The organism is Acidiphilium sp. MT5 (assembly GCF_054767495.1).
In genome coordinates this window covers 144,825-158,444 of record NZ_BAABMR010000009.1, presented here as the reverse complement: position 1 = coordinate 158,444, position 13,620 = coordinate 144,825, and the positions used below count along the sequence as shown (strand labels likewise).

The following is a 13,620-nucleotide window of genomic DNA, read 5'->3' as shown; positions in this document are numbered from 1 at the left end:
AAGCCTGCGTCAGGGTGCTGGATGCAGCACCACGGTTGCCGATAGATTGACCCGCTCGGTGACGTTGCCGGGCTGCACCATCGGCGGCGCGCCGGGGCGCGCACTATAAATCATCGAGCGCATCAACGGCACAATGGATCCGCCGATCCCCATATTGATGGATTGAATCCGCCCCACTTTCATGCCGAGTGCGGCGGCGAGCGCGATTTCCTGGTCATGCAGCGTTTTGACCGCCGACTGGATGGCGGCATCGCGCGTCGCGATCGCCGTGGCGGGTTGCAGCGTGCCGGTCAGCGATTGCAGTTGCACGCCATCGGCCTGGAGCTGGCCAATCAGGTTCAGCACGGGTTTGGCCGCTTCACTGTTCGGCGCGGCTGGGAAACCGAGTGAGACCGATTGCGTTGCGTCCCACACGGCCCCGTGCTGGGACGAGGTTACCGAATAGCCGCCGGTGGTCACCGATAATGTGGCGATTTGGTTGAGTTGCTGAAGCACGCTGGCCATTTGCTGGTTCAAATTTGTCTGCGCGGTGCGGCTGTCGGGTCCGTGGGTTTGCACCAGCAGCGAGGCATTCATCGCATCGGGCGCGTGGGTTGCTTGGCCTGTCACATTCAGTGACAAAATCGTTGCTTTCGCCGTCGCAGACCCTGGCGCCGTCCCGGACCCTGGCGCCGTCGCAGACGCGGGCGCCGCTTCGGCACGGGATGCGTATAAACCAAGCAAGATGCCGAGGGCGATTGTCGCGCGCCAAAATCCGCGGCGGTGATGGTTAGGCATTAAAAGCTCCTCTGCGCCGCTGACGCAGCGCTTTATTGCAGCGATTCCAAACCCATCCTGCTCGGCGTTGTGTGGACGCAAGCTGGCGCGCCGGTCAATTAACTTTGTCGTAAGTCATCCGAGACCGGCCAACCGGGTCAATGGGGGCTTGCGTTTATCCAACCCAGACCGCATGAAATGCGCAATGCTCGACCAAACCAACAGGCAGTCCTCGATCACGCGTTTCGATGCCGGTATGCTGACGGCCATGCATGGTCTGGCCGCGTGGCGCAGCGCCTGTTTTGACCCTACCGCACCCGACTCGGTTTTGCATCATCAGCCCGCCAGACGCCTGAATACGCGACCGCAAGGCAGCGAGGGTGATGCGTCGGGGTTAGGCCGTGATCCAGGCGGCGATCCCGGTGATGATCGGGGTGATGATCGGGGCGCACATTATGAGCTGGCGGCGGTTAGTTCCGTTTCGCTCGCTTCGGCACTGCTCGACCCGGTCTCAATGGCAATCCTCAGCCCGGCTCTGGGCCTATTTGCGCGATCGGTGGATACCCTACCGGGTCCATTGCAGGGTTCCTTGCAGCATGTTGATGCAATCGTCACGCCGGTCGCTGGTGCTGATATTCATGATGTTCGCCATTTTTTATATCATGGCGTGCCCTCGGCGGTGATGTTGCGGGGGCTGTTAGGCGCAAATTTGCAGGTCGCGGGACCGGTTTTGCAGCCTTGGCAGGCCGAATTGTTGGCGGCTTTGGGGCTGGATCAGGGTTATTATGCGATGACCGGGCCGACCAAATTCACCCGGATTATCGCGACCGACATGACGCAGAACGCGGCACCATCGCGGTTTGCACGGGGCGTGATTGACCGGTTGCGGTTCCGATTTGGTCAGGATCATGCGCGAACCCGCCGCCTAATCGTTGGAACAGTGCCCGCGGAAATCGCAGTTGAAGCGGGGGAATTTGGCTTTGAGGCCGTGGAGCTCGCGGCGCTGACCATGGCTGAACAAGCGCGCTTATTGGCCAGTGCCACGGCGGTGATCGGCCCCAGCGGATCGGCACTCGCCCTGGTTGGATTTTGCGATCCGGGAACCGCGATTTTGGAACTGCAAACCCACGACGCATTGGAGGATTGGACGCGGGTTTTGTGCGCGCTGTTTGGTCTTGATTGGTATGGCTTGGTGACCGATGCCCCCGATGCGGCGCGCCCAACCGGGCTGGACCAGGCATCGCTGCGTGCCTGCCTCAGGCATATAACGGGTCCGAAATAATGGCACGGCTTCGTCTGGACCATGCGCAGCCCACATTCGTGCCAATCGCGCCGCGTGGTTTTGTGCCTGATGCGGTTTTCTTTGGCGCACCCCGGATGCGCCCGCCCTTCGGCGGACAGCGCATGGCCCGCAGCGCCGGGTTGGTTACCGAGGTTTACGAGGCGGGGCTGGTTGTGCCGGCTCCGTTCGCCACGCGGATGTTCGACCCGACGGCGCCCGAAAATGCGGGTTGGGCCGATGCTGCGGTCGCGACGGCGGCGCCGATCGCGTCGGGTGCCGCGATTCCCTTGGGGCGGTTTCTGACCGAGGGATTGGCCATTGCGTTATTGCAGCGCGATGTCATCGGCACGGTGCCGCTGATCGGCGCAGAACTAACGCCTGCACAGCGTGCCGCGCTAGAGGCGTTGCATCTTGCGAACCCTTTCATTGCGATTGATCAGCCTACGCGCGTGCGGCGGATGATCGTGACCCAGCGTGAAACCGGCCTTCATCAAGGGCGTCCCGCGCCACTGCATGCCGACCGATTCATGCGCGTTGCCATCGAAGCGCTCCGATTTGCTGTCGAACCCTATGAAATCAGCGCCCAAATTGCGTTGCGCCGGCTGGAACCGCTTTCTGACTTTGTGATTGCCAATCGGCTGAGTTTCGATAGCTGGCTCGCGAGCATGGGGGTGGTGACGATTGATGCTTCTGCCATGCGCATTGGCGGGCGTGATTTGGGATTACTTGATCTCGCGGCGGCCATGGCCGGGGCGCGCCGTGTGGTGATCGATGACCCAAACCAAGCGGGGTTACTCGGTTTTTGTGATCCGGGTACGCAAGTCGTTGAAATCGCCGTCGATGGGTGGGCCGATCCACGGATTGCCGCGATGTGCCGGATCTTTGCGTTGGATTGGCGCATCGTGCTGTGCGCAGCCCCGGTTTATTCGATTTCGCAGCCCGTGCCGTTGGGCAGTAAATCGTTGTTGCGCACCGAAATCGATATCGCCGGCGTTGCGATGGCGCTCGAGCTTTCTTGACTTTGCCACGCGCTTTCCTGATATAGGAGTTTATCGCAGACCGTGGCGCAGGATTGCGCGTGGCTGCGCAAAACCCTTGACCGAATTGGTTGTTCGATTTGTCCGATACCCAGGATGTTACCCCTGATTTTGCCGATCCCTCGGTCGATGAAGCGCCCGTGAACGGCTTTGCTTCGCTCGGCTTGTCCCCTGAAATTCTCCAAGCTCTTGAAGAAAAAGGCTACACCGCGCCAACGCCGATTCAGGCGCAAGCGATTCCAACCGTGCTGATGGGGCGCGACGTGATGGCTTGCGCGCAGACCGGAACCGGCAAGACGGCCAGTTTCACGCTGCCGCTTCTTGATATTCTGTCCGGTTCGCGCGCCCGCGCGCGGATGCCACGCTCGTTGATCCTGGAGCCGACCCGCGAATTGGCGCTTCAGGTGGCTGAGAATTTCGTGCAATACGGCAAACATCTGAAATTGAATCACGCGTTGCTGATCGGCGGCGAGAGCATGGCTGATCAGAAGGACGTGCTGACCAAGGGTGTGGATGTGCTGATCGCAACGCCCGGTCGTTTGATCGATTTATTCGAGCGCGGCGGTTTGCTGCTCTCGGATGTGCGCGTGTTGGTGATCGATGAGGCGGATCGTATGCTCGATATGGGCTTCATTCCCGATATCGAACGGATCGTCGCGCTGCTGCCGGTGCTGCGCCAAACATTGTTTTTTTCAGCGACGATGGCACCGGAAATCAAGCGTCTGGCCGATGCGTTTTTGACCAATCCGCGTGAAATCACGGTTTCGAAGCCGGCCACAGTGGCCACCACCATTACCGAGGCGCTGGCGCTGGTGGCGCCGCATGACAAGCGTGAGGCGTTGCGCCGGTTGATCCGCTCGGAAGATGTGCAGAACGCACTTATATTCTGCAATCGTAAGCGCGATGTCGATATTTTGTATAAATCGCTGACCCGCCATCAATTTTCTGCCGGCGCCTTGCATGGCGATATGCCGCAATCGGCGCGCTTTGCGACGCTGGAGGCGTTCAAAGCCAACACGATCCGTCTGCTGGTTTGCTCGGACGTGGCGGCGCGTGGCTTGGACATTGGCGGCCTCAGCCATGTGTTCAACTTCGATGTGCCGCATCACGCCGAGGATTACGTGCATCGCATTGGCCGCACGGGCCGTGCCGGACGGGAAGGGCGGGCGTTGACCATTGCGGCGCCAGAAGATCGTCAGGCGGTCGCGGCGATTGAAAAACTAACCGGTCATGCCATTCCGCCAATGCAAATCGAGGGACTCGATCCGGTCGATTGGGCGGAGGAAGATGGTCGGCGGCGGCGTCCCGGGCGTGGCAAAACCGCGGCACCACCGCCAGCCAAGCGCGGGGCCAAGCCTGCGGTAGCCGGGCCTGCCCGCGAGGTCTCGCCGCAGCCAGTCCCGCTGCAACCGAGTGCTGAAATCGCGCCCGAGAGTGCGGCACCGGATGCATCGCGCGGGCGGGGGCGCACACGCGGGGGCAGTCGCCGCACCGCACGCAGCGGCTCATCGCCCCAGGGATCGTCAGTCCCAGCCGAGCAGCCGATGGTGGTTCCAGCGCCGCACGATCAAGGTTCCGCCGGCGTGGTGCGTGGGTTTGGTCATGATGTGCCCGCTTTTATGCTGATTGCGCGCAGGCCGGGACCAAAGCCGGATTTTCATGTGACGAACGCGGAGGATGCGTCGGGTGACGATGTCCATCCAAATGATGAGGGAACGGAGATTGCTGCATGAACAAAATTGACCCATCGTTGCACAGCCACACTGCCCATAAAGGCGGTTTCGCGCCATTTGATTGGGCCGACGCGCTCAATTTTGATGGCCAACTCTCCGAGGATGAACGCGCGATCCGTGACGCGGCGCATGAATATTGCCAGGGTCAATTATTCCCACGCGTGCTGAAGGCGTTTCGCGAGGAGAAATTCGACCGGGCGATTGTGTCTGAGATGGGACAGATGGGTTTTCTCGGTGCCACTCTATCGACCCATGGGTGCGCTGATGCCTCCTATGTTGCCTATGGTTTAATCGCCCGCGAGCTTGAGCGCGTCGATAGCGGCTATCGCTCGGTGTTTTCGGTGCAATCCTCGCTGGTGATGTATCCGATTTCCGCCTTTGGCTCAGAGGCCCAAAAAGACAAATATTTGCCGAAACTGCGCACCGGCGAGTGGGTGGGCTGCTTTGGCTTGACCGAGCCGGATGCCGGGTCCGACCCGGGATCGATGCGCACCAAGGCGACTCCCGTGGAGGGTGGTTATCTGCTCAACGGCTCGAAAACCTGGATCAGCAATGCGCCGATTGCCGATATGGCATTAGTCTGGGCCAAGGATGAAACCGGGACCATTCGCGGCTTTCTGGTTGATCGGGGTTCCAAAGGGTTCGAGACGCCAAAAATCGAGGGTAAATTTTCGCTTCGTGCCTCGATTACCGGCATGTTGATGCTGCAAGACGTCTTTGTGCCGACGGATCATGTGTTGCCCGGCGTCAAAGGGCTGCGCGGTCCGTTCTCCTGCCTTAATAATGCGCGCTACGGCATTGCCTGGGGCGCGATGGGAGCGGCTGAGTTCTGCTGGCACGCGGCACGGCAATATACGCTCGATCGGCAAATGTTCGGACGCCCCCTGGCGGCGACCCAGCTTGTGCAAAAAAAGCTCGCCGATATGCAAACGGAGATTACGCTAGGCTTGCAAGGCGCGCTGCGGCTGGGCAGGCTGCTTGATGAGGGCAAGGCGGCACCGGAAATGATTTCGCTGATGAAGCGCAATAATTGCGGCAAGGCGTTAGATGTTGCCCGGGTTGCCCGTGACATGCATGGCGGGAATGGGATTGTCGATGAATATCACGTGATCCGCCACATGATGAATTTGGAGACGGTGAACACCTATGAGGGCGCGCATGATGTGCATGCTCTCATCCTGGGCCGTGCGCAGACGGGGATTTCGGCGTTCTGATCCTGTTGCGCCTCGCGATATCGTGGGGCTCGGCTCTGGTTATTTTCTGGAATTATCGCAGGAATGAGATCAAAGGGCGGTCATCAAAAATTTGAGATCATCCTTTGTTCAATTTTGAGTGTAGTCAAGGCGGCAGACTCTGGTCAGCAGCCAACATTAACTTGATGTTTATTCGACCTACGTTATAATCAATTCGGATATGGTTGTCGGCCGACGCTGTAGCGGGCTTTGTGCGATAAGCGGTTGGTAGGGCGGCATTTTTTTGGAATTCTTGCTGTCGGTTGCTTTTGAGAATTTGTTCGGTTGTGTTTTGGCAACTTGGTGTGGGGCATGAGGTATTTGAGACCGAAGGATGAAAGCGCTGGCCCTCAAGGAAGACGCCGCTTTGCTGCGGGTTTAATCGGTCGAATCGAAATTCCGGCCGAATTTTCGGCGCGTGCCAAGATCATCCATCTCGATAACTGGGCTAAAAACAGCTTTATGACCGCCATCCCGGGCGGTGCGATCGCGTTTATACTCCTGTTGCAGTGTGTGGCCCCGCTGCAACATTCGCTCGACATATTTTGTTTCGCCAGCATCGTTGTCGGCTATACGATCTATATCGGCGTTGGCGATTGGTGGTTGAACAATGCCGACCAGCCTGCAGATCTTGCGCGGGCGCGTCAGCTCATGTTTGCAACGCGCTTTGGATTATCGACGGCTTGGGCGATATTTTTCAATGTGGTGGTGCGCGCCGGCGGCGACCACGCAACGATCATCGTTGTCGGCACCGAAATTGCCTTGATCTCCGCGACCATGATTGTTGGGCCGTTGACCTTTGGGTTGGCGGCCTTATGGCCGTTAGTGATCGGGGCTGTTATGTCGGTTGGCCCCGGCGCCCCTGTCGAGTCATCGATGATCACCGGGGCGATGTTGGTGTATGGCCTCTATACATTCTACGCGTTTGGCTTTTTGAGCCGCAAAATGATCATCGAGACGCTGACCACGATACGCCTTGAACAAACCAACGAGACGATCCGGATTTTGTTGCGTGATTTCGAGGAAAGTGCCAGCGATTGGCTTTGGGAGACTGATTCTGCTTTTAATCTGGCGTCGGTGTCGCCCCGTTTTGCCGAGGTTGCGCAGCGCGATCCCGAAAAGATGGTGGGGCCGCTGATTGATGTGCTGCGCGGGGATGGTCCGCCGGAGCCGGGTTCGACGGAGGACCCTTTAGCACCGTTGCTCGATCAATTCGCGCAACTCGCGCCGTTGCGCGACCTCGTGATCCCGATTGTGATCGGCGGCGAACGGCGCTGGTGGCTTTTGACCGGAAAACCGATTTTAGAGGGCCCGAACCAGCGCTTTGTCGGTTATCGCGGCGTTGGTTCAGACGTTACCGACAGCCATCAGGCACGCGAGCAAAACGCCTATCTGGCGCGCCACGATGTGCTGACCGGGCTTGCCAATCGGGTTGCCTTCACCGACGCTCTGGAACAGGCCATGACGGCGAAGCGGGGCGCTTTATTGAGCCTCGATCTTGACGCGTTCAAAGCGGTCAATGACCGATTTGGCCATTCAACCGGGGATTTGGTGCTCAGCGCGGTGGCGCATCGGATCCGGGGCGCGATCCGCGATGGCGATCTGGCCGCCCGGCTCGGTGGTGATGAATTCGCAATTTTGCTCGATACCGACGATGACAACGAAGTGCGCGCGGTGGCCAAGCGGATCGTTAATATCCTGGGTCGGTCGTTCAAGTTTGAAGACATCACCGTGGAGATCGGCACGTCGATTGGCATCACCCTGGTCCAAACAGCTTTGAAATCGGTGCGGTCCCAGGCGGCGGTGACCGATCATGGCGCCGCGATTGAAACCTTGATCAGACAGGCCGATTTGGCCTTGTATCAGGCCAAGGCGGATGGCCGGGGCACTTGGCGGTTTTTCAACGAGGACATGCACCGCGATGTTGATCGGCGCCGTCATCTCCAGCGCGATTTGGGCAATGCCGTGAGTGCAGGCGCTGTTGCCGTGCGGTTTCAGCCGGTCATTGGCTTGGCACACCGCGATATGGTGGCGGTGGAGGCGATGCCGCATTGGCCGCAACAATCGGCCAATGAGGTCGCGCCCTCGGATTTATTCGCGGTCGCGGAACAGAGCGGCCTTGCCGGCATCATCGCGGAGATGATGATGAATGAAAGCCTCGCTTGCGGGCGGATTTTGCCATCGGCGATCAGGATTGGTCTCGATTTGGCGCCGAGCCTGTTGCTTGATCGCGCCAAAATTGCCAACTTGATCGATATCATCGCGAAATCCGGCATCAAGCCAGAACGTCTGGAGTTTGAAATCACCGAAGCGGCGCTGGTCGATGGCGGTGACAGATGCCTGGATCATTTGCGGCAATTACGCAGCTTTGGCTGCCGCACCGCGATCGATCATTTTGGGCTAGGGGCCACGTCGCTCGCACGCTTGCACGAGGTTCCGTTTAATCGATTGAAAATTCACGGTGATTTCGCTGCGCGGGCCGAGACCGATCCGCGATCCGTATCGATGCTGCGTGCCATGATCGATATGGCGCACGCCTTGGGCTTGGTGGTGACGGCGGACGGGGTGGTGAACGAAGCTCAGGTTTCGCTCTTGAGTGATTTAGGCTGCGATGAGGCCCAAGGCCCGTTCTTTGCGCAGCCGATGCCGCTCGCCGAAATCTTAACCTTCCCTGCCCTGAAAATTGCGCGGCTGGTGCCCCGCACTCAGCACTCGGGCTGAGTGCCCTTAAATGATGATGCTCAGCACTCGGGCTGAGTGCCCTTAAACAACAGTGTCAGCACTCGGGCTGAGTGCTCCTAAATGATGGTGCTCAGCACTCGGGCTGAGTGCTATTGGGCAACCGGGCTTCGCGCGTTACGCATTTTTCGGGCGGATCTGAGTCACATCTCGCACCGCACCGCGCGCGGCACTCGTGGTCAGCGCGGCATAGGCTTGCAACGCTGGTGATACGTTGCGCGGGCGGGGTTGTGGCATGAAGGCGTCGCGGCCCCGCGCGATCATCGCCGCGCGGCGCTGTGCCAACAGAGTGGGTTCAACCAGAACATTGATGCTGCGCGCTGGAATATCGATCGCGATGATGTCGCCCGGTTCGATCAGTGCGATGGCCCCGCCTTCGGCGGCTTCCGGCGAGATATGCCCGACCGACAAGCCCGACGTGCCGCCGGAAAAACGCCCGTCCGTGATCAGCGCACAGGCTTTGCCGAGGCCCTTGGATTTGAGATAGCTGGTCGGGTATAGCATTTCCTGCATCCCCGGCCCGCCTTTCGGGCCTTCATAGGTAATGACCACCACATCCCCAGGCTTGACCTGATCGCCCAAAATCGCGGCCACCGCCGCTTCCTGGCTTTCAAAAATGCGTGCAGGCCCCTGAAATTGCAGACTACCGGCATCAACCCCGGCGGTTTTCACAATCGCCCCATCTTCGGCAATGTTGCCATACAGCACTGCAAGGCCACCATCGACACTGAAAGCGTGTGCAATATCGCGGATCACCCCATGGCGGCGGTCCGTATCAAGACTGTCATAGCGGCGCGATTGGCTGAAAGCCTGGGTGGTCCGCACGCCGCCGGGGGCAGCCGCGTACAGCGTGGTCGCCGCCTCGCGCCCCTGCATCACGTCCCATTGCGCCAGTGCCTCGCCCAGCGTTGCACTATGGACGGTTGGGCAATCGCGATCCAGCAAGTCGCCTCGGTCCAACTCGGCTAGAATGCCCATGATCCCGCCGGCGCGATGCACGTCTTCCATATGCACATCCGCCACCGAGGGCGAGACTTTGCACAGATTGGGCACGCGGCGCGATAACCGGTCGATATCCGCCATGGTGAAATCATGCCCGGCTTCGTGGGCGGCGGCGAGCAAATGCAGCACCGTGTTGGTTGATCCACCCATCGCGATATCGAGCGACATCGCATTCTCAAAGGCCCGTTTGCTCGCAATGGCGCGCGGCAGCACGGTCGCGTCGTCCTGCTCGTAATAGCGCCGGGCCAGATCAACGATCTGCCAGCCGGCTTCGACAAATAATTTCCGACGGTCGGCATGGGTTGCCAATAACGATCCGTTGCCCGGCAGGCCGAGCCCTAAAGCTTCGACCAAGCAATTCATCGAATTGGCGGTGAACATGCCCGAGCAAGAGCCGCAGGTGGGGCACGCCGAGCGCTCCATCACCGCCGCCTGCTCATCGGTTTGGGTCGGGTCCGCAGCGCTGACCATCGCGGTGATCAAATCAACGGCACGGGTCTGCCCGGCGGCAACATATTTACCCGCTTCCATCGGGCCGCCGGAGACGAAAATCGTCGGGATGTTCAGGCGCAGAGCCGCCATCAACATGCCGGGCGTGATTTTATCGCAATTGGAAATGCACACCAGCGCATCCGCACAATGGGCATTCACCATATATTCGACGGAATCGGCGATCAATTCGCGTGAGGGGAGCGAATAGAGCATGCCGTCATGGCCCATGGCGATGCCATCATCTACCGCAATCGTGTTGAATTCGCGCCCAACCCCGCCCGCTGCGGCGATTTCCGCAGCAACCAACTGGCCCATATCCTTCAAATGCACATGGCCGGGAACAAATTGGGTGAAGGAATTTGCGATCGCGATAATCGGCTTGCCGAAATCGCCATCCCCCATGCCGGTCGCGCGCCAAAGCGCGCGGGCACCTGCCATGTTGCGGCCATGGGTGGTGGTGCGAGAACGATAATGCGGCATCGGCGGTTTCCTTGATCGATTTGGAATAGTCTACACCGGACGATGATGCAGCGCAAAGACGCGCAGGGCCGAGGCGAGCTTTTGTTCGGGGGCGCGGATTGCATCGATCTCGGCGATTAGGCGTGCCAGCGGCATCGACCGTTCCGCCGCAATCGTGGTCAGCACCACCCAAAAATCAGGTTCCAACGCGATCGAGGTGCGATGGCCGGCGAGGCTGAGGCTCCGCTTTTCCAGCACCGATCAGCTTTTGCGGGTTAGGCTGGCGAGCAGCGCGGGCAGAAACACAAAGGTGGCGATCAGCACGGCGAGCAGGCTGAGCAGCAATACCACGCCCATGCTCGCGGTGCCGCGATCAGCGGAGGCAGCCAGCGAACCAAAGGCCGTGCCAGTGGTCAAGGCCGAGAAGAGCACGGCGCGCGCCGTCGCTGAGCCGAGCATGCTGCGCATCCCGGCGCGCCAATTCATCACAAAATACACATTGAACGACACCCCCACCCCCAATAGCAGCGGCAGCGCAATGATATTCGCATAATTCAACGCCAAGCCGTCCAGTTGCGCAAATAGGGCGGTCAGCAAGGCCGAAAGCGCCAACGTGACAATCACCAAAGCGGCATCGCGCGCCGAGCGCAGCACCACGATCAAAATCACCGCAATCGAGATCGAAGCGAGCAAAGCGGCTTCGCGAAAAGCACCAAGAATTGTCCCTGCCGTCGCCACCGAAATCACCGCCGGACCACCTACATTCGGCACGATACGCTGCACGGCGCGCACAAATCGGCCAATGCCCGGTGAGGCGCCAGCCGCCGCTGTTGGGATGATTTGGAGCCGCACACTGCCATTGGGCAGAAACCAATCGCGCTTGATCGAGGCCGGAAGATTGGCCGCGGTAATCGGCTTGGGGTTCAGCGCCTGGTTCAGCCGATCCAATTCGCCTGGCAAATTGCCGGTGAGCACCTGATTGACCGCCATGATCTGGGCGTTCGTCAATGCCGGGAAGCGCGCCAAATCCGTGCCGATCGCGAGCATGGGTGACCCGGCAGGCAATTTGGGTGCCGCCTGTGCGATGGCCTTGCGCGCATCGGCGGCGGCGGCGCGGATCCGCGCGGGCGTTACGGCGGGCGGCGTTGCGGTGGCCAGCGCGGGTGCCAAAATCGCTTGGGTTTGGCTGATCATCGCAATCTTGGCCGATTGATGGGTGGGGATGAAGTCGGCACCGGAAATCACGGCGGCAACATCGGGCAAGGCGCTCAATTTGGCGGTCAGGCTGCGGGCATCGGCAAGGGATGGCACCAGGGCTTCGACGTAAAACGGGTTGGTCACGATATTGCCGGTCAGCGAGCGGAGCGTGCGCATCGCTTCGGAATTCGGATTCTGGGTATCGAGCGGATTGGCATCAAACTGCAAGCGTGCCGCAGACACCACGCCACCCAGCGCCAGCACGGCAAACCCCGCCAGGATCGCCCGGCGATGGCGGATCAGAAATTGATCGGCGCGCGCGCCCGCCGCAAAACCAATCGGCTCCGCCTCTGCGCGGGGGCGGGTGAGTGACAGTAAGGCGGGCAGCAGGCTGATGGTGCAGATAAACGCAATCAACATGCCCACCCCGGCAATCAAGCCAAGTTCGGCAACGCCGATGAAGCTGGTCGGCACGAACGCCAGAAACCCGCACGCCGTGGCAATCGCCGCCAGCGCGATCTGCCCGCCGGCTTCGCGGGCTGCGGCGTTCATCGATAGGCCAGGATCGGTGATTCGTTGACGGGCATCGCGCAGGCGCACGCAAAATTGGATCGCAAAATCAACGGCTAGCCCGACAAATAAAATCGCGAACGCCACCGAGATCAGATTGAGACGCCCAATCGCCACGGCGGCAAAACTGATCGTCAATGCCAATCCCGCCACCAAGGTGACCAGGATGGGCACGATCATCCGCCATGAGCGCACAGCGAGGGTCAGCCACAGCGCAATCAACGCCAAGCTGACCGCAAGCCCGACAAAGACGCCTTGGCGCAGACTGGCAAATTGCTCATCCGAGAGCGGAATTTGACCAGTGTAATGCACCGTCGCCTGACCAGCGCGCACCAAAGGCAGTGTCGCGATAATCTGGCGCAAAGCAGCGGTCGCGGCGCCGCCCGGCTCAAGCGTCTGGTGATCAAGCACCGGATGGATCAACACAAATTGCACATCACCTTGGGCGTTGCTGATGCTAGGAGCAATCAGATTTTGCCAGGAGAGAGAGGGCGGCGGATGATTGGGTGATGCCGCCAGACTGCGTTGCAAGGCGGTGGCGAAGCTGGTGATCGACGCCTGATAGGGTCCGAGATGCGCCTGCCCGCTGCTCACCCCTTGAGCGATCAAACCGAGTGCCTTGAACAAGCCTGCTGCACTCGGGTCGGCGCTGAGCTGCCCGAGGAACGGCTCGGCAATGACAATCGTGTTGAGCAAGTCGGCCAGCTTGGCTTGGGGTAGGAGCAGCAAACCGTTCTGGCGATAAAACGCGCCGCTGCTCGGGCGGCTGACATCGATGAAATGGGTTTTGTCGCGCGCGACATCTTGGGCGAGGGCGCGCGCGGTGCTGGCTTCGGCTTCAGGTGTCGGTGCGCGAATCACCGCCACGATCAAATTGTTAAATTGCGGAAAGGCTCGATCCAGGCGCATTTGTTGCTGGCGCCATGGCAAGGAGGCGGCAAATAAATGGTCGGTATCGGTGTCGATCGTTAAATGATGCGCGGCAAAATTCAGCCCAAGCGCAATGAAGAGGGCGTAGAGCACCAAAACCGGCACTGCGCGCCGATGACAAAAATTAACGATGGCGACAATCAAGCGGGTCATTCGAGCCTATCAATGTTCATGCGGCGCCCGTGGTTTCC

The 13,620-nt window shown here is 60.0% G+C and carries 9 protein-coding genes; 5 read left to right on the top strand and 4 right to left on the bottom strand.

Going from position 1 to position 13,620, the window contains the following annotated elements; genetic code table 11:
• Positions 1–9: 9 nt before the first annotated feature.
• Positions 10–777: an SIMPL domain-containing protein gene (locus tag ACYUCQ_RS11270; RefSeq protein WP_460254623.1), complete on the bottom strand. Its 768-nt coding sequence runs from the start codon at positions 775–777 to the stop codon at positions 10–12.
• Between the two features lie 184 nt (positions 778–961).
• On the opposite strand from ACYUCQ_RS11270, the gene ACYUCQ_RS11265 reads away from it, so the two are divergent.
• The 5 genes from ACYUCQ_RS11265 (at position 962) to ACYUCQ_RS11245 (ending at position 8,761) form a co-directional block, all read left to right on the top strand.
• Complete coding sequence (locus tag ACYUCQ_RS11265) at positions 962–2,038, top strand: glycosyltransferase family 61 protein (RefSeq protein WP_460254622.1); 1,077 nt, start codon at positions 962–964, stop codon at positions 2,036–2,038.
• Positions 2,038–3,057, top strand: coding sequence for a glycosyltransferase family 61 protein (locus tag ACYUCQ_RS11260; protein ID WP_460254621.1), 1,020 nt, complete (start codon positions 2,038–2,040; stop codon positions 3,055–3,057). Before ACYUCQ_RS11265 ends, ACYUCQ_RS11260 begins: the two co-directional genes overlap by 1 nt.
• 98 nt (positions 3,058–3,155) lie before the next feature.
• Positions 3,156–4,808 (top strand): DEAD/DEAH box helicase, encoded by a 1,653-nt coding sequence (locus ACYUCQ_RS11255; protein WP_460254648.1) that lies wholly within the window; start codon positions 3,156–3,158, stop codon positions 4,806–4,808.
• Entirely contained in the window at positions 4,805–6,022 is a 1,218-nt protein-coding gene (locus ACYUCQ_RS11250; RefSeq protein ID WP_460254620.1) for an acyl-CoA dehydrogenase, read from the top strand. The genes ACYUCQ_RS11255 and ACYUCQ_RS11250 overlap by 4 nt, the downstream gene beginning before the upstream one ends.
• 480 nt (positions 6,023–6,502) lie before the next feature.
• Positions 6,503–8,761, top strand: coding sequence for a putative bifunctional diguanylate cyclase/phosphodiesterase (locus ACYUCQ_RS11245; RefSeq protein WP_460254619.1), 2,259 nt, complete (start codon positions 6,503–6,505; stop codon positions 8,759–8,761).
• Positions 8,762–8,896: 135 nt separating this feature from the next.
• Here the strand turns inward: ACYUCQ_RS11245 and ilvD are convergent, their stop codons facing one another.
• The 3 genes from ilvD to ACYUCQ_RS11230 are packed head-to-tail and all read right to left on the bottom strand — an operon-like array spanning position 8,897 to position 13,582.
• Positions 8,897–10,753, bottom strand: coding sequence for a dihydroxy-acid dehydratase (ilvD, locus tag ACYUCQ_RS11240; RefSeq protein WP_460254618.1), 1,857 nt, complete (start codon positions 10,751–10,753; stop codon positions 8,897–8,899).
• A gap of 30 nt (positions 10,754–10,783) precedes the next feature.
• Entirely contained in the window at positions 10,784–10,990 is a 207-nt protein-coding gene (locus ACYUCQ_RS11235; RefSeq protein WP_460254617.1) for a ribbon-helix-helix domain-containing protein, read from the bottom strand.
• 3 nt (positions 10,991–10,993) lie between these two features.
• Positions 10,994–13,582: an MMPL family transporter gene (locus ACYUCQ_RS11230; RefSeq protein WP_460254616.1), complete on the bottom strand. Its 2,589-nt coding sequence runs from the start codon at positions 13,580–13,582 to the stop codon at positions 10,994–10,996.
• Between the last annotated feature and the right edge of the window lie 38 nt (positions 13,583–13,620).